22 protein-coding genes and 1 tRNA gene are annotated in these 23,571 nt (G+C 38.7%); 15 read left to right on the top strand and 8 right to left on the bottom strand.

The window, feature by feature from the left end; genetic code table 11:
• Positions 1 to 5: 5 nt before the first annotated feature.
• Positions 6 to 1,721: a diflavin flavoprotein gene (locus CFPU101_RS11540; protein WP_206815489.1), complete on the top strand. Its 1,716-nt coding sequence runs from the start codon at positions 6 to 8 to the stop codon at positions 1,719 to 1,721.
• Between the two features lie 84 nt (positions 1,722 to 1,805).
• Here the strand turns inward: CFPU101_RS11540 and glgA are convergent, their stop codons facing one another.
• The 4 genes from glgA to CFPU101_RS11520 form a co-directional block, all read right to left on the bottom strand.
• On the bottom strand, positions 1,806 to 3,281 hold the full coding sequence (gene glgA, locus CFPU101_RS11535) for a glycogen synthase GlgA (RefSeq protein WP_206815488.1): 1,476 nt from the start codon (positions 3,279 to 3,281) through the stop codon (positions 1,806 to 1,808).
• Positions 3,282 to 3,439: 158 nt separating this feature from the next.
• Complete coding sequence (gene cbiB / locus CFPU101_RS11530) at positions 3,440 to 4,447, bottom strand: adenosylcobinamide-phosphate synthase CbiB (RefSeq protein WP_206815487.1); 1,008 nt, start codon at positions 4,445 to 4,447, stop codon at positions 3,440 to 3,442.
• Positions 4,448 to 4,456: 9 nt separating this feature from the next.
• Positions 4,457 to 4,846, bottom strand: coding sequence for a GFA family protein (locus tag CFPU101_RS11525; RefSeq protein ID WP_206815486.1), 390 nt, complete (start codon positions 4,844 to 4,846; stop codon positions 4,457 to 4,459).
• Positions 4,847 to 4,860: 14 nt separating this feature from the next.
• Positions 4,861 to 5,304, bottom strand: coding sequence for an RrF2 family transcriptional regulator (locus tag CFPU101_RS11520; protein WP_206815485.1), 444 nt, complete (start codon positions 5,302 to 5,304; stop codon positions 4,861 to 4,863).
• 278 nt (positions 5,305 to 5,582) lie between these two features.
• Here CFPU101_RS11520 and CFPU101_RS11515 point away from each other — a divergent pair, with 278 nt between their 5' ends.
• The gene (locus CFPU101_RS11515) at positions 5,583 to 5,972 is read left to right on the top strand and encodes an AbrB family transcriptional regulator (RefSeq protein WP_206815484.1); all 390 of its coding nucleotides are present in this window, start codon (positions 5,583 to 5,585) and stop codon (positions 5,970 to 5,972) included.
• A 137-nt stretch (positions 5,973 to 6,109) separates the two neighbouring features.
• Here the strand turns inward: CFPU101_RS11515 and CFPU101_RS11510 are convergent, their stop codons facing one another.
• Entirely contained in the window at positions 6,110 to 7,738 is a 1,629-nt protein-coding gene (locus CFPU101_RS11510) for a glycosyltransferase family 39 protein (protein WP_206815483.1), read from the bottom strand.
• 476 nt (positions 7,739 to 8,214) lie between these two features.
• Here CFPU101_RS11510 and CFPU101_RS11505 point away from each other — a divergent pair, with 476 nt between their 5' ends.
• From CFPU101_RS11505 to CFPU101_RS11500, 3 genes are all read left to right on the top strand, one after another.
• On the top strand, positions 8,215 to 10,125 hold the full coding sequence (locus CFPU101_RS11505; RefSeq protein WP_206815482.1) for a sodium:proton antiporter: 1,911 nt from the start codon (positions 8,215 to 8,217) through the stop codon (positions 10,123 to 10,125).
• Positions 10,126 to 10,226: 101 nt separating this feature from the next.
• Positions 10,227 to 10,349, top strand: coding sequence for a hypothetical protein (locus CFPU101_RS25985; RefSeq protein WP_277988746.1), 123 nt, complete (start codon positions 10,227 to 10,229; stop codon positions 10,347 to 10,349).
• A gap of 36 nt (positions 10,350 to 10,385) precedes the next feature.
• A complete protein-coding gene (locus tag CFPU101_RS11500; RefSeq protein WP_206815481.1) occupies positions 10,386 to 12,029 on the top strand; it encodes an MBL fold metallo-hydrolase in 1,644 nt (547 codons plus the stop codon).
• Between the two features lie 150 nt (positions 12,030 to 12,179).
• Here CFPU101_RS11500 and CFPU101_RS11495 read toward each other — a convergent pair whose 3' ends face one another.
• Positions 12,180 to 12,491, bottom strand: coding sequence for a DUF6679 family protein (locus CFPU101_RS11495; RefSeq protein WP_206815480.1), 312 nt, complete (start codon positions 12,489 to 12,491; stop codon positions 12,180 to 12,182).
• Between the two features lie 320 nt (positions 12,492 to 12,811).
• Positions 12,812 to 13,678: an alpha/beta fold hydrolase gene (locus CFPU101_RS11490; RefSeq protein WP_206815479.1), complete on the bottom strand. Its 867-nt coding sequence runs from the start codon at positions 13,676 to 13,678 to the stop codon at positions 12,812 to 12,814.
• A gap of 444 nt (positions 13,679 to 14,122) precedes the next feature.
• Here CFPU101_RS11490 and CFPU101_RS11485 point away from each other — a divergent pair, with 444 nt between their 5' ends.
• From CFPU101_RS11485 to CFPU101_RS11460, 6 genes are all read left to right on the top strand, one after another.
• Positions 14,123 to 14,647: a GNAT family N-acetyltransferase gene (locus tag CFPU101_RS11485; protein WP_206815478.1), complete on the top strand. Its 525-nt coding sequence runs from the start codon at positions 14,123 to 14,125 to the stop codon at positions 14,645 to 14,647.
• A 110-nt stretch (positions 14,648 to 14,757) separates the two neighbouring features.
• Positions 14,758 to 14,831 (top strand) — tRNA-Pro (locus CFPU101_RS11480).
• Between the two features lie 275 nt (positions 14,832 to 15,106).
• Positions 15,107 to 15,898, top strand: a complete 792-nt coding sequence (locus tag CFPU101_RS11475; RefSeq protein WP_206815477.1) for a Tic22 family protein — start codon at positions 15,107 to 15,109, stop codon at positions 15,896 to 15,898.
• 6 nt (positions 15,899 to 15,904) lie between these two features.
• Positions 15,905 to 16,801 carry a peptide chain release factor N(5)-glutamine methyltransferase gene (prmC, locus tag CFPU101_RS11470; protein WP_206815476.1) on the top strand — a complete coding sequence of 299 codons (897 nt, stop codon included), beginning with the start codon at positions 15,905 to 15,907 and terminating at the stop codon, positions 16,799 to 16,801.
• A gap of 7 nt (positions 16,802 to 16,808) precedes the next feature.
• Positions 16,809 to 17,393: an L-threonylcarbamoyladenylate synthase gene (locus tag CFPU101_RS11465; RefSeq protein ID WP_206815475.1), complete on the top strand. Its 585-nt coding sequence runs from the start codon at positions 16,809 to 16,811 to the stop codon at positions 17,391 to 17,393.
• A 21-nt stretch (positions 17,394 to 17,414) separates the two neighbouring features.
• On the top strand, positions 17,415 to 18,161 hold the full coding sequence (locus CFPU101_RS11460) for a sensor histidine kinase KdpD (RefSeq protein WP_206815474.1): 747 nt from the start codon (positions 17,415 to 17,417) through the stop codon (positions 18,159 to 18,161).
• On the opposite strand, the gene CFPU101_RS11455 is transcribed toward CFPU101_RS11460, so the two are convergent.
• A complete protein-coding gene (locus CFPU101_RS11455) occupies positions 18,133 to 18,594 on the bottom strand; it encodes a GNAT family N-acetyltransferase (RefSeq protein ID WP_206815473.1) in 462 nt (153 codons plus the stop codon). The two genes, CFPU101_RS11460 and CFPU101_RS11455, sit on opposite strands and share 29 nt — an antisense overlap.
• Positions 18,595 to 18,940: 346 nt before the next feature.
• On the opposite strand from CFPU101_RS11455, the gene CFPU101_RS11450 reads away from it, so the two are divergent.
• The 4 genes from CFPU101_RS11450 (at position 18,941) to CFPU101_RS11435 (ending at position 23,369) form a co-directional block, all read left to right on the top strand.
• The gene (locus tag CFPU101_RS11450) at positions 18,941 to 19,876 is read left to right on the top strand and encodes a UDP-glucuronic acid decarboxylase family protein (RefSeq protein ID WP_206815472.1); all 936 of its coding nucleotides are present in this window, start codon (positions 18,941 to 18,943) and stop codon (positions 19,874 to 19,876) included.
• Between the two features lie 64 nt (positions 19,877 to 19,940).
• Entirely contained in the window at positions 19,941 to 21,323 is a 1,383-nt protein-coding gene (locus CFPU101_RS11445; protein WP_206815471.1) for a UDP-glucose/GDP-mannose dehydrogenase family protein, read from the top strand.
• A gap of 134 nt (positions 21,324 to 21,457) precedes the next feature.
• A complete protein-coding gene (gene egtD / locus CFPU101_RS11440) occupies positions 21,458 to 22,459 on the top strand; it encodes an L-histidine N(alpha)-methyltransferase (protein WP_206815470.1) in 1,002 nt (333 codons plus the stop codon).
• Positions 22,460 to 22,538: 79 nt separating this feature from the next.
• Positions 22,539 to 23,369 carry a metallophosphoesterase gene (locus CFPU101_RS11435; protein WP_206815469.1) on the top strand — a complete coding sequence of 277 codons (831 nt, stop codon included), beginning with the start codon at positions 22,539 to 22,541 and terminating at the stop codon, positions 23,367 to 23,369.
• The last annotated feature ends 202 nt before the right edge of the window (positions 23,370 to 23,571 follow it).

The raw sequence follows: 23,571 nt of genomic DNA, 5'->3' as shown, positions 1-23,571 counted from the left end.
GGTAAATGGTCGCAACACCTATCAAAACTGAAAAACGCCTAACCATACAAACCGCTAATCTATCAGATGATATTACAGCGATTCGTTCCTTAGACTGGGATCGTGATCGCTTTGATATTGAATTCGGTTTACAAAATGGGACAACTTATAATTCTTACCTGATTCGAGGTGAAAAAATTGCTCTCGTTGATACCTCTCATGCTAAATTCCGTCAACTATATATAGATACGCTTACTGGACTAATCGACCCAACACAGATAGATTACCTGATTATTAGCCACACGGAACCCGATCATAGTGGTTTAGTCCAAGATATCTTACAATTGGCTCCTCAAATTACCGTAGTCGCAGCAAAAGTTGCGATACAGTTCTTAGAAGGTTTTGTCCATCAACCTTTTAAACGCGAAATCGTCAAAAATGGCGATCGCCTCGACCTCGGTAACGGTCATGTTTTAGAATTTGTGAATGCTCCTAACCTACATTGGCCTGATACAATCTTTTCCTATGATCACGGTAGCGGTATTCTATTTACTTGTGATGCCTTTGGAATGCACTACTGTTCCGATCACTTATTTGATGAAGATTTAAAAGCCATCGAAGAAGATTATTACTTTTATTATGAGTGCTTAATGGCTCCTAATGCGCGTTCTGTCTTATCAGCAATGAAACGTATGGAAGCACTAGGCGTAATTAACATGATTGCTAATGGTCATGGCCCCTTACTCAAATATAATCTACATGAACTCCTCAGACGCTATCGTCATTGGAGTCAAGAACAGAGTAAAGGTGAAAAAACCGTTGCGGTGTTTTATGTGTCAGATTATGGATATAGCGATCGTCTTTCCCAAGCTATCACCAAAGGATTGACTAAAACAGGTGTCGCTGTGGAAATGATGGATCTTAAATCAGCAGATCCTCAAGAAGTGCGAGAATTAGTTGGTAGAAGTGAAGGAATTATTCTGGGAATGCCTCCTACTCAAAAAGAAATTACCACAAATCTAAATACAATCCTTGCCGCAATCCACGATAAACAGTATATCGGGATGTTTGAATCATTTGGGGGTGATGATGAACCCATTTTTCCACTACAGCGTAAGTTTATCGATAATGGCTTAGTTCAAGCTTTTAAGCCGATCCGTTTATCAGAAGCTCCCACTGAAGCAGTTTATCAACTTTGTGAAGAGTCTGGAACCGACTTAGGGCAAACCCTAACCCAAGACAAAAAAGTCAAGCAACGGAAATTACAAGACACCGACTTAGATAAAGCAATGGGGCGTATTAGCGGTGGTTTGTATCTCATAACTGCTAAAAAAGGAGAATTATCAGGGGCAATGATCGCCTCTTGGGTAACACAAGCAAGCTTTGATCCCCCAGGGTTTACCGTTGCTGTAGCTAAAGATCGCGCAATCGAGTCTCTTTTACAAGTGCATGATACATTTGTATTAAATATTTTAGAAGAGGGAAACTATCAACCTTTAATGAAACACTTCCTTAAACGGTTCTCTCCAGGTGAAGATCGTTTTGCTGGTGTTAAAACACAAGCTGCGGTTAATGGTTCACCTATTCTAAGTGATGCCCTTGCATATTTAGAATGTGAAGTTGTTAGCCGTATGGAATGTAGTGATCATTGGCTAGTCTATGGCAAAGTTACAAATGGTCGCGTTTCTAACCCAGAAGGTTTAACAGCCGTCCATCATCGCAAAGTCGGGAATTATTATTAAGATTAATTCGTTTTCTGGGCTTGGAGACCAAGCCCCTACGGATGGAACATATATTATGGTATGGGTTTGGTCGCCAAATTCTTTTTATTTGTGTCGAACTAAATCATATAACTCGACGTATTGCTCACCAGGATGATTCCAAGAATAATCATATTCCATTCCTTGTATTGCTAACTGTTTAAAGACTTGGGGATTTTGTGTATACAAATCAATAGCACGACCTAACGCAGATTCTAACGCACCATAATCCATTTGATAGAAAACAAAACCGTTGCGTTTTTCGGGTGGTAAATTCTGCTCATAATCCCAGTCAAACACCGTATTAACTAATCCACCAACCCCTCGGACAACAGGTATAGTACCATATCTTAAACCGATCATTTGTGTTAGTCCACAGGGTTCAAAATTACTCGGTACAACAATAATATCCGCACCTGCATAGATTAAATGAGCAAGTTCTTCATTAAACCCTAATTCTAAATGACAGTCAGGATTATCATTTAGGAAATTCTTCTCATGTCGGAAATGATCATCAATCCTTTTTTCTGTAGCTGCACCTAAAAGAACAAACTGTGTATCCCTACTTAGAGAATAATAAATAGCATGATGGACTAAATCAACGCCTTTTTGCTCGTCTAAACGCCCAATAAAACAAACGATCGGTTTATCATTATCCTTTAATAAAAGTCTTTCTCGCAAAGCTTTTTTATTTTTGGCTTTCTCGGCAAAAGAATCCGTTCCAAAAGGATAGGGAACATAGCGATCATCTTCAGGATTCCACACACCGTAATCAATTCCATTGAGAATACCACCAAACTTAGATTGATGTAAATGCAAAGTATGACCTAATCCGTAACTTACATCCATGTGACGCGCTTCCCAAGCATGATGAGGCGATACGGTCGTGATATAGTTAGAATAAACGATCCCCCCCTTCATCATATTGATAGCAAAGGGATTAAAATTATCTCGCAGACGAGCATAATTATAATAATAGGAAAATTGCTTAAGTCCAGTAGCAATTAAGGTTTCATTTCCTGTAACGCCTTGATGTTTAAAATTGTGGATGGTGTAGACTACTCGCTGATTCAACATTCCATGATGTTGATAAATTTCAAACAGCAAGACTGGAACTAAACCCGTTTGCCAGTCATGACAATGAATAACATCTGGACGCTTATTACTTTTTAGCAAAAATTCTAAGGCTGCTTTACAAAAAAACGCAAATCGTAGATCATCATCAGAACATCCGTAATAACACCCACGATCAAAAAACTGATCCCAAGAATTCGGTTTAATAAAGAAACAAAGTCTACCGTGTACCCAACCGCAGTAAACCGAACAATTGATCGTCGCATCATACCAAGGTACCATCAGATCACGATAAGCATCATGCAAGCCCCAGATATGGTCATAGCGCATACAATCATACATCGGTAAAATCAGTTCGACGCAATTTCCCCTAATTTCGAGTTCTCGACTCAAACCATAGACAACATCCCCTAAACCTCCTGCTTTAATCACTGGCGCACATTCTGAGGCGATGTGAACGATATACATTTTTAGTCCTCGCTTTTTATAGTCGTGTTACAAAACTTAATTTTGCTCTATTTTCTCTGAAATAGGCAGAAGATACAACATCCTCTAGTCTGTCTAACCTCTCTTTCGGGAGTGAAAACAATGTTATTAAATAAGTAATCAGATAGTTCACGGTAAATTTAAGAAACTAGCAGAATTAGCATTACACCCACCGCTAACCACAACAGAAAACAAATACGGGTTAATCTTAATGCTTGATTTATAATCTCAGATGTAATCGGTTGAATGGGATCACCAAGCAAGGGTTTTTCTTTAATAGTATTTTTGTATGTATTTATTCCACCAACTTGTACTCCCAAAATCGCCGCATAAATACATTCACTCCAACCTGAATTAGGACTAGGATCTTTAGGGGCATCTCGCCAACAAATTTTTAATACCTGTTTTGGTCTTCCTGAAAGTATTGCTAAAGTTAAAACTGTCAGACGACAGGGTAACCAAGTCACATAGTCTTCTGAGACAGCACTAAACCACCCGATATCCGTAAAAGGTTCTTTTTGATAGCCAATCATTGAATCAAGCGTACTAAGTGCCTTATAAGCTAAAGCTAGAGGAACACTACCACAACTCGGAATCAAAGCACCAACGATCGCATAGAATAACGGTGCCGTTACTCCATCAACTGCATTTTCTGTAACCGTTTCAAAAATCGCTCTTTTGATTTCTGTTTCAGATAATTCTTCAGTATCTCTACCTACATACTGACTAAGTTTTTCTCTGGCTAATTTAATTTGTCCTTTGTCTAAAGGTGTTAAAACATCAACTGTGGCATTTCTAAGACTACGTGCTGCAAAACAACTCGCTAGGAGAATAATTTGGCTAGTCATTCCGAGTAAAGGATGGACTTTGATCAATAGCCAAGGAATTAACCAACCAAGTACACAATTACTAATCAATATAATTACTGTGATCGTAATACCCGCTATACGGCGTAAATATTTTTTTTCAGTAGTCTTAATGAGGCTTTGAGTTAAGCCAGAAATTACCCAGCCAATCACTTGTACAGGATGTAACCAATCACGAGGATCACCGATGAGATAATCTAAAAGAGCAGCCAAAACTAAAATGATTACTGTTTGGTAAAATTTTCCATCGTGGTGTAATAAAGCTTCGAGTATCCCTGTCATGTAGCAAAACTATTTTTGAAGCTTATGTATATTTTCTTCCCAGTTTGCACCGTCAAACGCCCTAATTTCAAAATTAGATAAAACATCATCATCTAAACAACGTACATTGACATCAATAAAATTAGGATGAGAGCGCGGTTGATAAAAAGGATGTATCCCACAAATACGACAGAAATGATGTTTGGCTACTTGAGTATTGAAGGTATAAGTAGATAAAGAATCTGCCCCTTTTAATAGGGTAAATTGCTCAGGGGGTACAATGAGATGAATAAAACCTTTTTTCCGACAAATTGTGCAGTTACAATCTACAGCTAGATGCTCTTTTACCATCACACAAAACCGAATCGCTCCACAATGACATCCTCCCTCATAAGTCACATATTTTTCAGAAAAAGTCATATCTTTTTTTTCCTTTAAACTATAAAGCTGGATTCCCCACCAGTAGCAGCTTCCCAGCTACGAGCATCGTAATAAAGATCCGCTAAAGTAATATTATAAAGTGCCTCTTTTAGTTTCTGATGAAGTCGTTTCCAAAGACTAAATGTAACCCAATCTTCTGCTTGTCCAATATCAGGATAATAACGGGGTAAAGGACTAACCGTTTCTCCGACAGCATCAAGAATTTGTCCAAGCGATATTTGACTCGGTTTACGCGCTAATTGGTAGCCACCTTGTGACCCACGAACTGACTTGACTAACCCAGCTTTACGAAGTTCAATTAAAAGCTTTTCTAAATAGGGTGCGGGGATCTCTTGTCGAGATGCGATCGCTTTAACTGAGGTGGGTTGATAATTAGGTTGTAGTGTCAGATCCAACAACGCTTTTACGCTATAGTGACCGCGAGTTGTTAGCTTCATTTATTACATTTACTATTAAAGGATACAGATCTCATCTCATTGACTAACCCTTAAGAAGACGAAAAGCCAAACATTTGTAAATTATCAAAAATTTTTTGCTTTATTGATGGAAAATAATGTATTAATATTAATTGAGACTACAAGTAAATTTATTTGGCTTGTTGTTAGTCATCTCAAGATATAGGCCTAACAAAACTATATCATTTTTTGTCGTAGAGATTTATTCACTAACGACCTACTGAGTTTATCTAATCGATCATTACTATATGAAAACGTTAATGGCTAAAATTACACAACCTGAACCTTTAACTGGACTCGACCTATTGGAAAAAGTAAGAGACCTGGGCAACTTGAGCAAAGAAAAAAAAGCGAAAGCCTGTGGTTACTATACCGTGACTAAAAACGGTGTTGAGCGAGTTAATATGATGAAGTTTCTCAATGCTTTAATTGATGCAGAAGGCATTGAATTAGATAGTAGTATCAATGGCAATGGCAGAGGAGGACGCTCGGCAAGCTATAAGATTAGTGTTCAATCCAATGGTAATCTCTTAATTGGCTCGGCTTATACTAAAAAAATGGGTTTAGCTTCGGGCGATGAATTTGAAATTACTCTTGGAAGAAAGCATATTCATCTCAAGCAAGTCGGTGCATCTGATGAAGAAGAGTAACTAGACAAAAGATCTAAATTTAAAAGCAAAACAATTTCTTTAATAGCCCGAATAATAAGATCTATTGGACTTTTGTGGGTTATCTTACTCTTTTCCTAATGAGCAAAGATAACCTCAATTAAGCTAGATAAGAGAGTTTATGCTTTAGTAATCAAAACCCAATCTGGCTCGGCTTTACCTATAACCTGAACCTTTTCTAATGACCAATCCGAAAGAACAGTCTGAGGAACCAATAAATAAGGTTTAGAGTTGTTACGCCAATATTCTTGTAATTCTTCAGCAGAACGAGGAATAATCCGACGATCGCTATAAAAATTTAAAGAAGGACGTTCATAATCAAATAAGGTATAGATAGTTTGGTCTGTCGGAAGAGACTGCTTTTTAATCATCGTTGCGACAGGTTTAACAGGATAAGCTTCCCCTAACTCCCAAACCCAATAGGGAGAATTGACAAATAACAGCAAAGACACATACAGCCCCCAAAACAGAACCACAATAAACTGTATAGACTTCTGTTTCATCAATCTAGCACTGACACCCAACGTCATCGCCAAAGAAGCCGCTAATAACGTTAAAGAAAAATGAGGTGATGGAATTAAACCAAACGTTTGATTAAACAGCAAACATAAAAAAATCACACTCGCTGCGATCGCAACAATTGTAAAAAGCACCCGCCAGAAACGAGGATAAGAACGTTCTTTGGGCCAATCTCGTAAATCGCTCAAAATTGCTCCACCAGCTAAGGCTAAAGCGGGATAAATGGGGAGAATGTACCAAGGTAGTTTAGTTGCCATCAACGAAACCACCCCAAAATAAAGACCGCTCCACACTAAAACCAACTTCGCCCAACTGTAATGACGATCCTGCCAAGCTAACTGTAGTCCTGCAACCGCAAACAAAAGCCAAGGAAACGAGTATTTAACAATTTCTAAAAGATAATACCAAACAGGATGGCGATGATGATCTAACGTCTCTCCCACACGGTTAATCTGTTGATCAAAAAGAGCATCAATAAATTCTTTCTCATAATGCGTCCATTGGGCTAAATACCAAGCTAAAGCGGGTACACTGCCCAATAACCAACCAAACCAAAAATAAGCAGAAGTCAAGAGTCGAGGGGTATCCCAGGCTAAAAAAACCAGCACTAGAAAACCAATTAGACCGCCCATCATCCCCTTCGTTAGACACAGTAAACTAAACCCTAAACCAATGCCAATTGACCAACGTAAATCACGACGCGATCGTAAGGCACAACCAATCATCAAGATTTCAAAACAAAGTACCGCCCCATCCAACATCGCTAAACGCCCATGACGCACTACTGGAAGTAAAGTTAGATAAATCAAAGCGGCACAAAAGGAGGGAAAGCGCGATGGAAAAACTTCTCTTCCCAAAAGGTACAATAGCGGAACCGAACAAGCCGTCAAAAATGCGCCACTAAAACGAGCCGTCCATTCATTAACACCACCAATATGATAGGTCAATGCAATTAAATCGTGAATCAGAGGGGGTTTATTAAAATAAGGTTCGCCCCAAAACGTCGGAAATAACCACTTTAAAGAATCGTGGGGAGCTTGCCAAATCTCCTTAGCCACTTGAGCGACTGTTCCCTCATCCCAATCTCTTAAAGATAGATTTCCTAAATTAATCGTAAAAAGAATTAAGGCAGCGATCAATAAGCCTATTAAACAAAAAACTTCTAACCAACCGTCTTGTTGACGCAATTTGTAACTTGAACGACCCCACGCGAATGTTTGACGACTCATAATTATATTAATAATAGTAACGGGATGACACCCTAGAGATCCTCTAGCCTCTAGATTAATTGTCGAATATTTCTCAAGCAATTGTCTGGTTATTAAGAGTTTTCACCAAAATGATTGATAACCTTCGATGTTAAAATAGCCGAAATCAATAAAACGATCACTTTGCAGTCAGTTGCTCTAAGACAGGTTCTCCTCTATTCCTTAAACATCTAAATAAAAGAACTCCTTTACTGTGTGGTTAAAGCCTTAATCAATTTTACTGAGCTTGATCCTGAAATCATCCATCTTTCTACTGCGTGATTTACTTAAATAAGAAATTTCCAGCATTCTTTTTGATTTAATCCTAAGATGAAAACATTTTTAGATCATATATCAAAACTATTTTAGTGATCGCATCGTTATGATCAAGCATCAAATAAAATCACTTTTAACTTTTAGTCAGTAATAATCATTGATCACCCTATCCTAAACAAGTTATGGAAGATTCTTTCAACCTAACTCTACAAATCGTTATTACCGTTCTCGCGGGAATCAGCGCGCAAGTTGTCGCCGCTTATTTAAAAGTTCCGAGTATTGTATTTCTTCTCTTGTTTGGTATGATTCTCGGCAAAGACGGTTTAGGAATTTTGCACCCCCATCAACTCGGTATCGGATTAGAGGTAATTGTAGCCCTATCCGTTGCAGTGATTTTGTTTGAAGGAGGCTTAAATTTATCCTTGCGTGAGTTAGGGCGTGTTTCTGGCAGTTTACGCAATTTAGTCACCCTTGGAACGCTGATTACTTTTATCGGTGGTGGAATGGCAGCCCATTGGTTAGCTGAGTTTCCCTGGGCGATCGCGTTTTTATATGCTTCTCTAGTCGTTGTGACAGGGCCAACCGTCATTAGTCCTCTGCTGAAACAGGTTGCGGTGGAGCGTCGAGTAGCAACTATTCTTGAAGGTGAAGGGGTTTTAATTGATCCTGTCGGTGCGATTTTAGCCGTTGTGGTTTTAGACACCCTACTCGATAGCAACGCGACTCCCGTCGAAATTTTGAACGGATTAATTTTGCGTCTAGGAATTGGGGCGTTTATTGGCGGCAGTTTAGGCTGGTTGCTCGGATTTTTCCTTAAAAGAGCGAATGTTCTTTCTGAAGAATTAAAAAATTTGGTTGTTCTAGCAGGAGTCTGGGGATTATTTGGCTTATCCCAATACAGCCGTAGCGAATCGGGCTTAATGGCGACTGTTGTAGCAGGAATTGTCTTAAGAGCGTCTGCTTTACCCGAAGAAAGACTGATACGGCGTTTTAAGGGACAATTAACGGTTTTATGTGTCTCAGTTTTATTTATCCTACTGGCGGCGGATCTCTCAATAGCTAGTATATTTGCACTAGGTCGAGGCAGTGTATTAACCGTATTAGTTCTGATGTTGGTCGTGCGTCCTTTGAGTATTGCGTTATGTACGATCGGTAGTCAGTTAAATTGGCGGCAAAAACTCTTTATTGCTTGGATTGGGCCGCGAGGGATTGTCTCAGCTTCAATTGCTTCTCTTTTTGCCATTATTTTGACGCGCCAAGGGATTAACGGGGGCGACTCGATTAAAGCTTTAGTTTTTCTCACCATTATTATGACCGTATTTATTCAAGGATTAACCGCCCGTTGGATTGCCCGTTGGTTAAAAATTACCTCATCTGAGGCGACAGGTGCTGTGATTATTGGTTGTAGTCCTTTAGGACGTTTATTAGGGCATTTAATCCAAGAAGAGGGAGAATCAGTGGTTTTAATTGATACCGATGCCGAAGCTTGCCAAAAAGCCGAGGCCGAAAATTTACCTGTTTTTCAAAGTAGTGGTTTAAATCCAACGGTTTTAGAAGAAGCAGGAATAGAATCGATTGGAACTTTTATCGCTCTCACTAATAATGGAGAGGTGAATTTAGTTTTAGCACAACGAGTTATCGAAGAATTTGAACCCCCTAGAGTGTTAGCTGCTTTTCCCCGTCAGGCACTTGATAAAGCTACCAGTAAAGTCAATCAAGCTTTAGTCGAAAATCTTTCTCTGAAAACTTGGAATCAATATATTAATGAAGGTCAATATAAATTAGGTAGAACAACGATTCCAGATGAAGAACTTTCGCTCAAACAAGCTCATTTACAAGCTCTGATCCGTTCTGGTGAACTGTTACCTTTATTACTGAAAAGAGACAATTCGTTACACATTGTTACAACGAGTGATCAATGGCAACCCAAAGATGAGTTAATTTATCTACTTTATGATCCTCGTTCCCAACTCCTGAAACGTCTTTCGGGCGGTGTTCCCTCTTTACGCTCTGCTCTCTTAAGGTTACCCGAAGTTGAAGATCTTCCCATTGCTTCAGTTGCTAAACCCGACTTAGAATCAATTCGCTCTTAGCATCCATTAAATTTTTCCTTGCTTCTTGGCTGATCGACATTTTCTAACAGTAATATTAAGTTAAGATACCTAACGTTTTTTAGATTGAGGAGTATTTAGTCATGGATGTCAAAACTATTATTGTAATTCTTACCGTCCTTTTTACGGTCAGTGCTTTGTTTTTCGGTACTAAAAACGGCTACTACGACACTGATAATTATGATGGGAATGGTACGGCTCATTAAAATCTTGCTTATCTCCCTTGTCCTACTAATGACAGCATGAGTCAATATCGCACAACATTCGCTGAATCTGGGGCTTTACTATCCTGTTCGACCTATGGTGTGGGTCATGGTCATGAAGGTGTTTGTCTATTGGTCAAAATGGGCCCCTACCGTATCTTATTAGACTGCGGTTTAGAAAATATCCAAGCTCTAAAAACAGGCAAAAAACCCCCCGTTGATTGGGTGTTTTGTAGTCATGCCCATGAAGATCACGCCAAAGGCTTACTCGCTTTACATCAAGCTTATCCACAACTGCCCATCTATGCCAGCGATGTAACGGTTCAATTATTACCTTTAAATTGGCCTGAAGAAGAAGAGATCCCGACTTTTTGTCAGGGTTGGAAATGGCGCTCACCGATTAAATTATTTCCTGATTTAACGGCTGAAATCTTTCCATCAGGGCATTTACCCGGGGCGGCTCTTTTACTATTGACCTATAAAACGCCAAAACGTAATTATAAACTGCTCTACACGGGCGATTTTTCTTTATCTAACTTCCAACTCGTTGAGGGCTTATCGGTTGAGTTACTGCGCGGATTAGCTCCCGATGTTTTGATTATTGAAGGAAGTTATGGTACAATGCGTCACCCCCATCGCCGTCAGCAAGAAAAACAATTGATGACGCGACTCTATCAGGTAGTGAGTCAACAGAAAAACATTCTGCTACCTGTACCGACTTTGGGTTTGGGTCAGGAAATCTTGAAATTATTGCGATCGCACCATCAATTTACAGGACGTGATTTAGATATTTGGGTTGAAGGCATGATCGCCACTGCTTGTGATGCCTATCTAGATTTATTGCCCGAATTTCCTTCATCGGTTCAAAATTTCGCCAAACATCAACCGCTATTCTGGGATGAACGGATCTGTCCAAGAATGGGACGACTAACGGAAGAAAAGCGAGATCAATTAGGGCTAACACCTTGTATTGTTTTAACTGATCAGATCGATCATCTACAGCAGTATTGTTCAGATGCTTCGAGTCAATGGTTGATATTGATCCCCGAACATTTGCAACATTTTATTACACTCGATCATCCCGTCATCAAAGCTTTAAAACGTTCTCGTCACTGTCAAGTTGAAACCTATTTGCTATCTGAACACAGTGACAGCCGTAATACAACGCAACTGATACATAATTTACGCCCACAACACGTTATTTTTGTTCACGGTTCACCAAATTATCTGGCTGATCTTACGAGTTTAGAAGAGTTACAAAACCGCTATCAACTGCACCTGCCAAGCGTGGGAGCTTTAGTAGAATTACCTATAGGCGAAAAGTTTATCCAACCTTTACCACCCACCCCTAGTAGTTATGAAGGTGAATTAAATGAGATTGGAACCAGCGTAACGATTACTCTACCTGATACTATTAGCCATGATCCGCGATGGACTCATTTTGCGGATACAGGTTTAGTTGAGGCGCGATGGCAGGGAGAAGATCTAATTCTCAGAGGATTGTCTCAACGAGAATTATTGAGCGAAGTCAGTCTAACAAGAGGTTTACAGTCGATTGATTGTTGTCAAGCTTGTTGTCATCAAAAAGGTCAACGGTGTTGGAATCCAAATTCACCGCTTTATGGGCTAAAAGTCCTCCCTGAAGGCTATTGTCCTGTGTTTGAACCCATTGAAGACGGTTAGAAAATGCGTTTAAACCATACGCTTTAAGGACTCAAATGCTGATCAATGGTCAGGTTAAGCGATGACAAATCAAAAATATAACACTAGCTAACACTGCTCAAGATCCATTCAAGTCCTTATTAAATTTTGAACGATAAGTCAATAAAATCTCTAATCTTGATTAGAATCAGGGAAATGAGGATAAATTTGTTCTGCTTCGGGGCAGTCATCGGAGACGAGAATTTCTGAGCTAAGTCTTGACACAGAGGACAGTTTAGTGCTAACCGAACCGATACTTTCTAAACGTACCATTTCTTCCCAAGAGGAAACTTCGTCATCTTCTTCTGTTTCATAACGAATAGTCACTAAATCCCCTTCTAGAGAGAGAATAATCGCATTATCGATCCAGCGTTGTTGATCCCGCAAGAAAACGCTCACTTCTCGCCCTTCTGTACATAATTGATAAATCTTGCGGTGTAACATGGGTTTCTCCTAAGCCAATAGTTTTGTCTTACTTCAAAAACAGGGAATAACAAGGGTGTTAGTCCTCAACAGAACGGAAAATCCTGTTTTTAAAAAGAATTAACCGTGAGAGTCGATTGACGAAAGTGTATCGCAACGAAATGTCTTCCAACGAATTGTATGACAACGAAAGAAGAAATTGATTTAGGATTTTTGAAAGCTTTAGAAAAAGTAGCAATTTTAGACGTTTGTTGTTGATATATTATATTGTTTTCTAAAATCTATTGTGGCATAAATTTAGAGCCATTAACAGTCTAAATTAGGGTTTCAACAGACAGAGATCAACCCTTGACATATTGGTTTAGGATTTGTGTTATTTTGTCTTTTACTATGTCAGGCTGTTCAAGCATTGCCATATGACCACAATTAGGTATTTCTAATACATTTCCCTCACAAGAGCAAAAAAGTGGGTGAAAACTAGCTAGATGATGAATATATTGCAATTCCATGACCTTATCGTTTTGTCCCGCGAGAAAATAAACAGGCTGTTTCAGACGCGATACGACTTGGGGGAGAAGATGAACTTCAGTTTCAGTCGTCGATTCTAGCAAAGAACCTAATGCCGCCGCTTGATCCGCTTTAAAAAAGTCAATCAGGCGTTGTTTTCCCCATTGGCGAGGTAAAGGATTTTTGACCATCATACGAGCAAATACTAAATCAAGTAAAGGTATAGAAGATAACCAAACAGGACGTTGCTTAACAATTCGCTTACCCACAGAGCGAAACCGTTCAAACTCTTCTTTTAGATAAATTCCACCTCCTGAGTTTAAACAAATTACACCTTGAACTTGTTCTGGGCAGATATCCGCACCCCATAAAGCGATACTACCTCCTAGAGAATGACCAATCAACCAAGCCTGATCGATCTCTAATTTTTTCAATAAGATTTTTAAATCATTAGCGTATGCCGCTAAAGTATAACTAAAGACAGAGGCATTGTCATCCCTAGTTAGGATAGACTCACCAAAACCTCTCAAATCATAGGTGAGACACTGATAATGCTTACAGAGGCGGGTGGCTAAAGGTTTCCAATAGTGGCGACTCAATAACCAGCCGTGAATAAAAACTAAGACAGGACGAGACGAAGCAACAGAAGAGGGATATAGCTCGTAAGCGTGGGGTATCCCTTGAATATCTATGGTCGGCATACTTTTATGCTAACCCAAAGTAGAATCCATTAACTATGAAAGAAGAATTTTTTTGGAGAAAGTTACATTCTTTTTAAAAAAACCTGTTAAATGCCGATTGTATAGCTATTTGTTTGTGATAGAATCGATCTAAATTTCTGATGGCCTTTGACCTAATTAAAAAGGGTGAAAATCCTGTCTAGTTGAGTTTCAAAGAGTGCGCCTCTAGCCTCTTTCAGAGTTAACCCATCATCTAGACTAGCAGAAATCAAGGAGCGCGAAGTAACATTTAATTTAGTCTCTTTCCGAAACGCTTCTGTCGTCCCAAACGTTTAATCGCAATGGGATGGAGGGTGTATAGTTCATCCTGTAAAGGTAAAACTTGTAAACTAATTAGATAGGATATTAATCCGAAAAATTAGAAACTATAGATTAAAGGCAACATCAAGACTAAGCCTTGTGGGCATGGTTTTTTGGAAAAGATTGTTTAATAACACGACCCCCGCGACTACATCCCAATCCCCTCAGTTCCCCGGTGAACTGGTAGAAGTCTCCAGAGATGCTTTAGGACAATCTCAGATTGTTTTTAGTACCGAACGAGATATCGATCTCTATGAGTTAGAAGAACTTTGTGACTCAGTCGGATGGGCGCGTCGTCCTTTGCGTAAAGTCAAAAAAGCGATCAATTTTAGCTTTCTTGTTGGCTCAATGTGGGAAATACGAGGAAACCGACGACGACTCATCGGGTTTGCTCGTGCCACTTCGGATCACGCTTTTAATGCGACGATTTGGGATGTAGTTGTTCATCCAGCCTTTCAAAAAAAAGGTCTTGGAAAGCTACTGATGAAATACATGATTAAAAAACTACGGAGTGAGGACATCAGCAATATTACTCTGTTTGCTGATCCTCAAGTCGTTGATTTTTATCGACGTTTGGGTTTTATGCTCGATCCAGAAGGGATCAAGGGGATGTTTTGGTATCCTGATTAATAGTGATCAGTTACCAGTCATCCGTATGAAAACGAAGGGTTGGTAACTGAAAGCTAAAAACTATTTACTAAAAAAGAATAGTGTGATACATTTAGTAATCGGTGTCAAAACGGGATGTAGCGCAGCTTGGTAGCGCGCCTGCTTTGGGAGCAGGATGCCGCAGGTTCAAATCCTGTCATCCCGATTAACAATTTTAAATAGAAAAAGCTAAAGCCTTGTCATCAAAGGCTTTTATGCTATGAGAGGTTGGGGGTTAACCAGCCGATTTATTTTTGATCGTGTATCATGGGCAAATATTAAACAGTTAATTAATTTTTAACTGATGCGACACTGGTTTAAACCGAAGAAACTATCGACTGTGTTAGACAGTCACAAATTAAACAACCGCCTACAAAGAAGCCGTGAGTTAACCCTTAAGAGTAAAAATCTAGTTTTCAAAAAATAAATTTGAGGTTGATTATGATAAAAACTTTAGTCCGTTGGACGGCGACACTAAGCTTAGTTGGCGGAGCATTGCTGACTTCTTTTCTCGGCACAGGTTTAAAAGCAATTGCTTTACCCGAAGATCAAGTAGTAAAAGCTTTACAAACTGTACCTGTATTTGCGATCGCAGATGAAAAAGGAATTCCATTAGTCGCAGTGGGTCAAGATAATAAAAAAGTCGCGGGTATTTTCATCAACCAGCAAGACGCGCAAAAATTTTATCAACAGCTACAACAGCAGCAACCCGATGTAGCGAGTAAAGTCAAAATTCAAACCGTTTCCTTAGCTCAAGTTTATAAACTACAAAGTACCCAAAAACAGCCCGATGGATTAGTTATTAGTTATGTTCCTTCTTCAACTGAAGTCGAAGGGGCTAAACAAGTTTTAACCGCTAATGGCGAACAATATCAAGGGGGAGTTCCTTTATTTGTCGCCAAAGCGGGCAAAGATGGGGGTTATTTGACGATTAATCAAAATAATCAAGAGATTATTCCTTTCTTTTTTGAGAAGTCAGTTTTAAATGAAATGGTGGAACGCTTTAAGAAAGAAAAACCTGATTTAGCTCCCACCGTTAAAATAGATGTCGTTCCACTAGAAAGTGTAATTGCGACTCTCCAGCAAAGTAATGATGAAGCTCTAACCAGAATTATGTTAGTTCCTTCAGAAGAGGCGATTCGTTTTGCACGGGAAAATGCACCTAGTAGCCCACAACCCGCTCCTGCTACTCAAACTCGTCCTGCTCCTCAACAACCTACCCCGAAAAAATAATTCAAAGTGTTGTTCTTTTGTTCAGGGCAAGACCTTAGTTTGTGGCGAGAGCAAGCTAAACAACAAGCGATCGCAGCTTCGGTTTCTCCTCAAGAAATAGACTGGCTATTACTCGAAGTCACTGACTTAGATAGCCTATCTTTGAGGTTAGAAACGTTGAGTGCGCGATCGCAAATTTCTTTAAAATACCCCCTAAATGAACTGACACAACTCCTTTTAAAACGCACTTCTTTGCGTATCCCTATTCAATATCTGATTGGTCAAACTCATTGGCGACACTATCTTTTAAATGTTTCTGAGTCGGTTTTAATTCCCCGTCCTGAAACTGAATTAATCATTGATTTAGCCCGACAAGCGACGGAAAACCCTTCACCTAATTTAAAAAAAGGAATTTGGGTCGATTTGGGGACGGGTAGTGGTGCGATTGCAATTGGTTTAGCAGATCTATTGACAAATGCCCAAATATATGCAGTAGATATTAGTTCAGCAGCTTTAGCGATCGCTCAAGAGAACATTAATCGATTAGGATTTGCAGAGCGAATTAAATTATTACAGGGGTCGTGGTGGACACCTCTAGAAGCATTCAAAGGTCAAATTAGTGGAATGATTGCCAACCCGCCCTATATCCCTTCTCAAATCATACCGACTCTAGAGCCTGAAGTCGCTCAACATGAACCTCAGATCGCTTTAGACGGGGGTCAAGATGGTTTGGAGGCCATTCGCCATTTAGTGCAAACCGCCCCCCATTATCTCCACTCTGGAGGAGTTTGGCTTATCGAAATGATGGCAGGACAAGGACAAGAAGTGATCGAACTTTTAGAACAACAGGGAGATTATGAAAATATGCAAATTATTTGTGATTTAGCAGGATTTGATCGATTTGTTAGAGCCTATCGACGATAGTAAAAATATGCCCAAAGTTACCTTATCAGAAATCATTAATCAAGCTAGAACAGGTCAAGTCATTAGTTTCCCGACTGATACAGTACCTGCTTTAGCCACTTTGCCGATGTACTCGGATCTAATTTTTGCAGCGAAAAAACGCCCCCCTGATAAACCTTTAATTTTGATCGGGGCAACAGCAGACGATTTATGGTCGTATGTCACAGGAAACGAGAAAGAAAAAAGTATTTGGCAACAAGTGGCTCAAAAATATTGGCCAGGACAACTTACGCTCGTTTTACCAGCCTCAGAAAAAGTTCCTGCGGTGATGAATCCCCTCGATCCTTCTACAATTGGAATTAGAGTGCCTAATCATGAACTTGCTCGAAAACTGTTGGCACAAACAGGGCCTTTAGCGACAACCAGTGCTAATTTATCTGGGGAAAATCCTTTAATTACATCCACAGCAATTGCAGAAATTTTTAATGATGTATTTGTTTTAGATTTATCTGAACAGGATTATATCGGTAGTGGTCTTCCTTCAACAGTTGCTAAATGGACTTCACAGGGATGGCAGATTTTACGCCAAGGTGAGACTAGACTGGATGTATAAAAACAATATGATTTAGATTTTATGGATGAAATTGAAGCATTAAAAGCAGAACTAGAACAAACTAAAATTCAATGCGAAATGCTAACACAGCTTAATCAGGTCAAAACGGGTTTTTTGGGACGCATTGCCCATGAATTACGATCGCCATTTTCGACAATGATGGGGCTACATCAATTGATTTTATCGGATCTGTGTGAAAGTCCAGAAGAAGAACGAGATTGTGTTGCTCAAGCGTATCAAGCAGGACAAAGATTCCTCAAAATGATTGATGATCTTGTCAATGTTTCTAAAATTGAATATGGTACAATTCCGCTTCATTTAGAATCAATTTTCCTTAAACAAGTTTTTTGGGATTTGTATCAACTCACTTATTTACAGGCAGCTAATCGCAATTTAAAATTAAATTTTATCCCTTCCGATGTTTCTGTGATTGCGGATCGATCGCGTTTATTACACGTTCTTTTTCTGTTGATTGATGGAGTAATTAGCATTTCTGAAACAGGTACCATTCAAGTTAGATCGAGTTTTGCCCAGAATAATCAATTGGGTTTAATCCAAATTAAGTCAGAACGTTCGATTGATGAGTGGCAAAAAACAAGCGATGTCGAGTATTCACTTAACTTAAAATTGCTACTATCAGAAAAACTGCTCACACTAATGGGGGGCGAACTGTTTTTGAAAAAACTTTCTCCCGAGCTTGAGCAAAATTATTTAACAATGATCGAGATAATCTTGCCAATTAAATCAACTGGGATGACACTTCAGTAATCTGAGGTAAACGTTCAAAATCTTCTTGACAAATAACCATTGTTGTGCTTATGTTCTCTTGAAAACCTATTCTTTTATAGAAATTTTGTTGATGAGTCGTCATCAAATAAACTTTTTCAACTTGATTAACATGAGGATGAGCTAGAACTGTTTCAACTAACTTACGCCCCAAACCTTTTTTTTGATAGTCACGATGAATTAAGACATCCCAGATTGTAGCGCGATAAACACCGTCAGATGTCGCACGAGCAAAACCAATCATTTTTGAGCCATCCCAAACCGTAACGACTGGATGACTACAAGCAATGGCTATTTCTAACTTTTCTAGAGGACGATTTTGCGCCCAAAAAGCAGTACTGTTGTAGAGTTCTTGGAGTTGATGTAAATCTACTTTAGATTTATCGCTACAGAATTGAATATGACAAGAATTCATCTTAGAGCAATCCTAGAATTTTCAACGAGAGAAACAGATGCTTAACCCTTTAAAAACAATCTTAATGAATCGGTTTAATTAAAATAAGTGATTTGATTCATTAAAAATATTGAACATTTTTAAATATTATTCGATTATTCATCAAATTGTAATGATATTTATTGGAAATCTCAATCATTCTTTAGGGGAATTGTTAGTATATCTTGACGCGTAGGTATAAAGTCAATGACCTGCATGAAAAAGCCCAACTTTGTGATCAGCGATCGGATTGATCAAAAATACATTTGCCAAAATTGCCTACCAAAGGTACTTTAAGATTAATTTCATTATTTTAACAGTCAGTTACATGAGAATCCTAGTTACAGGCGGTGCTGGTTTTATTGGTTCCCATCTGATTGATCGCTTGATGGAACAAGGGCATGAGGTTCTATGCCTAGATAACTTTTATACAGGTGACAAACGGAATATTTTTAAATGGCTTAATCATCCTTATTTTGAACTGGTGCGTCATGATATCACTGAACCCATTCGTTTAGAAGTCGATCAGATCTATCACTTGGCTTGTCCAGCATCACCAATCCATTATCAGTTTAATCCCGTTAAAACGATTAAAACTAATGTACTTGGAACACTATATATGTTGGGATTAGCCAAACGGGTGAAAGCGAGATTTTTTCTAGCCTCAACATCCGAAGTTTATGGAGATCCCGAAGTTCATCCTCAACACGAAGAATATCGAGGTAACGTCAATTGTACGGGGTTACGGGCTTGTTACGACGAAGGAAAACGAGTGGCGGAAACACTAGCCTTTGAATATCATCGGGAACACGGCGTAGATATTAGAGTGGTTCGCATTTTTAATACCTACGGGCCAAGAATGCTCGAAAATGATGGTCGAGTTGTCAGTAACTTTATTGCTCAAGCGTTGCGGGGCAAACCTTTAACCATCTATGGAGACGGTTCACAAACGCGTAGTTTTTGCTATGTATCTGATTTAGTAGAAGGATTTATCCGTTTAATGAATAGTGATTATATTGGCCCGATCAATATTGGGAACCCGGGTGAATATACCATTTTAGAACTTGCTCAAATCATCCAAGATATGATTAATCCCTCAGCTGAATTAATTTTTAATCCTTTACCAGAAGATGACCCGAAAAAACGCCAACCAGATATAACTCGTGCTAAAACCTATTTAGGTTGGGAACCAACTGTTCCCCTTAAAGAAGGACTCAAACTAACAATTGAGGACTTTAGCGCACGAATCAAACAAAATCAGTAAAATTAACATCAAATAATTGTCACAAAATCTAAAGCAAACTATTTTCATACATAGGAGTTAATCTATGCGCGTTTGTGTTATCGGTACAGGTTATGTCGGTTTAGTAACAGGTGTTTGTTTAGCCCATTGTGGTCATCATGTTATTTGTATTGATAATAATGAAGAGAAAGTTAAACTAATGAAAGCGGGACAGTCTCCGATTTATGAACCTGGACTGTCTGAATTGATGCAATCCTCGGCCCAATCTGGACGTTTAGAATTTTCTACCGATTTAGGGGCAGGTGTCAAACATGGCGAAATTCTCTTTATCGCTGTAGGAACGCCTCCTCTACCCACTGGTGAAAGTGATACTCGTTATGTCGAAGCTGTAGCGCGTGGAATTGGGGCGCATCTCAACGGTGGCTACAAAGTGATCGTCAATAAATCAACCGTTCCCATCGGTTCAGGGGACTGGGTAAGACGCATTGTTTTAGATGGTATTGAAGAACGTCAAAAAACCCTAGTAACCGCAGGGGGTGGCGGACTTCCTGAACCCCTTCATGCTGATTTTGATGTTGTTAGTAATCCAGAATTCCTACGAGAAGGTTCAGCAGTTTATGATACCTTTAATCCCGATCGCATTGTTTTAGGCAGCAATAGTCAAAAAGCGATCGCAATGATGCAACAACTTTATACCCCCATTGTTGAACGTAAATTTGCTGAGGATGCTTCATTACCTAATGTTCCTGTCGTCGTCACCGATTTAAGTTCGGCTGAAATGATCAAATATGCGGCTAATGCTTTTTTAGCGGTGAAGATCAGCTTTATTAATGAAGTGGCTAATATTTGCGATCGCGTTGGTGCCGATGTGACACAAGTTGCTAAAGGAATTGGTTTAGATTCGCGCATTGGCAACAAGTTTTTACAAGCAGGTATCGGTTGGGGTGGTTCTTGTTTCCCGAAAGATGTATCCGCTTTGATTCATACTGCTGATGATTATGGTTTCCAAACTGAATTACTCAATGCAGCAGTTCAAGTAAACCAACGTCAGCGCGTGATTGCGATCGAAAAATTACAACAAGAACTCAAAATCTTGAAAGGTAAAACAGTTGGTTTACTGGGATTAACGTTTAAACCCGATACAGACGATATGAGGGATGCCCCTTCTTTAACACTAATTGAACAACTGAATCGTCTAGGGGCTAAAGTAAAAGCATATGATCCAATTGTCTCCCAAAGTGGCTTAAGTCATGGATTATCTAACGTGTTTATTGAAACTGATCCCGAAATGTTAGCCGATGGTTGTGATGCTCTTGTTTTAGTCACCGACTGGAAAGAATTCCTGAGTCTAAACTATGAAAAAATGGCTAAATCCATGTTTAATAAAGTAATCATTGATGGTCGTAACTTTTTAGATCGAAAAACACTAGAAGATTGTGGCTTCCGTTATGTAGGCATTGGACATTAATTTCTAATTTAAAACATTATTCATACTAGGGGTGCGGAATGCACTGCCACTTGTGACTCGCCGTGCGATGGCGCGTCGGTCGGCAGTTTAGTTGCCAAACCCTTTCTTTTCTAGACAACTAAACGGAATTTTTTATGACTTTAATAAAAGATAATAATTACTTAAATACTCGTTTAAAAATTAAATATATTCAAGATCATACACAAACCTCTGATAATGGTTTTGATGTGATTCAAGGTCTTACACAACAACCTAAGATCTTACCTCCACGTTATTTTTATGATGAACAAGGCTCACTGTTGTTTGAAAAAATTTGCGATTTAAGTGAATATTATCCAACTCGAACCGAAGCCGAAATCTTACAAAATTATGCTCAAGAAATTGCTAAATATACAGGAAGTTGTGAATTAATTGAACTTGGTAGTGGCAGTTCGACAAAAACACGTTTATTGCTCGATGTTTATCAATCTCTTGATTATCCGTTATGTTATGTACCCATAGATGTTAGTGGAACTATCCTTGAAGATAGTGCTAAACAATTATTAAATGACTATAAGGGTCTACAAATTCAAGGAATAGTCGGAACATACGAAGCTGCTTTACAAATGCTTTCCTCTCGTTCCTCTTCCTCAAAAATGGTTTTATTTTTAGGAAGTACATTAGGGAATTTTTCTCAAACTGAATGTGATCGCTTTTTTGCTCAAATTACGGCAGCCTTACAATCGGGATATTTTTTATTAGGAATTGATTTACAAAAACCGATAGAAATTTTAGAAGCTGCCTACAATGATAGTCAAGGAATTACCGCCGCTTTTAACTTAAATATGTTGAATCATCTCAATCAACGTTTTCAAGGAAATTTTGACCTGAGTCTATTCAAACATTGGGCTTTTTATAATACCCAAGAACATCAAATCGAAATGCACCTGATCTGTCAAAAATCTCATACTGTTTATTTAGCGGCTTTAGATTTAACGGTAGACTTTCAAGAGGGTGAAACAATTCAAACTGAAATTTCTCGTAAATTTAATTTATCTCAAATGGAACAATATTTAGAAACTCAAGGATTAAAACCGCTTCAAAGTTGGACAGATCCTCAAAAATGGTTTGGTTTGATTCTGTGTCAGTGTCGATAAGGTGTTGAACAATACAAAAGCGTCAAAACAATAACCGCAACCTGTACCTTATAAGTGAAGGTGAGGAGGAAAAAGTTAAATGTTATCGCCAATTTGGGTAGAACCTTTAAAAGTTGAACGGTTAATGATCGCAATCGCTGATTTACCATCTAGTTTAGTAGGGCTAAAATTAGTTCAACTTTCTGATTTACATTATGATGGTTTTTGTCTTAGTGATCAGTTATTAGAACAAGCAATATGTATCAGTAATCAAGAAAATCCTGATCTAGTCCTATTAACTGGCGATTATATTACTGATGAACCCACACCAATTAAAGTCTTAAGTTACCGCTTAAAATCCCTCCACAGTAAAAACGGAATTTTTGCTTGTCTGGGCAATCATGATATTTATTATCCTAATGCTGGAACAAAAGTAACGAAGGCTTTAAAGAGTGCGGGAATAGAGGTACTCTGGAATGCGATCGCTACACCATTTGGGCTAGATTTTCCAATTGTTGGATTAGCGGATTATTGGTCACGGGATTTTAAGTCTGGTTTAGCAATCATGGATCAACTGAATCCAAATGTACCTAGAATTGTTTTATCACACAATCCTGATACCGCAGAAATCCTAAAAAAATGGCGCGTTGATTTACAATTATCAGGACATACTCACGGTGGACAAGTTTTTATTCCTGGTTTGGGATCTGCACCAATTATCGGGCAACACTTACGCCAAATCCTACCAAAATCAGTACAAAAATTTATTCCTTATTTGAGAGAATGTTCGCAAGTCGTTAAACATTGGGAATGGGCGCAGGGATATCATTGTATCGGTAGTAACCAATTGTATGTCAATCGAGGACTTGGTACTTATTTTCCAGGTCGTTTTTTTTGTCCTCCAGAAATTACGGTTATTACTTTAAAGTAGAAATCAATTAAAACAGATTTTAAACGCAAATTTTAAAGAATTATTCTACAGTAGAAAGTTTTTTAATCAAAATTATTGACAAATTCATATTTAAGAAGTAATAAAAATTTGGGTTTTGATTGTTATGTTTTATAAACAAAACCATTTTTTCCGCAACTAGAACGTATTCCTTTGTAGTTAATCTTTGAAGATTTCTAAAGGA

This window comes from Chroococcus sp. FPU101 (assembly GCF_017312365.1).
GTDB lineage: Bacteria > Cyanobacteriota > Cyanobacteriia > Cyanobacteriales > Microcystaceae > Chroococcus.
This window is presented reverse-complemented; position numbering and strand designations above follow the sequence as displayed.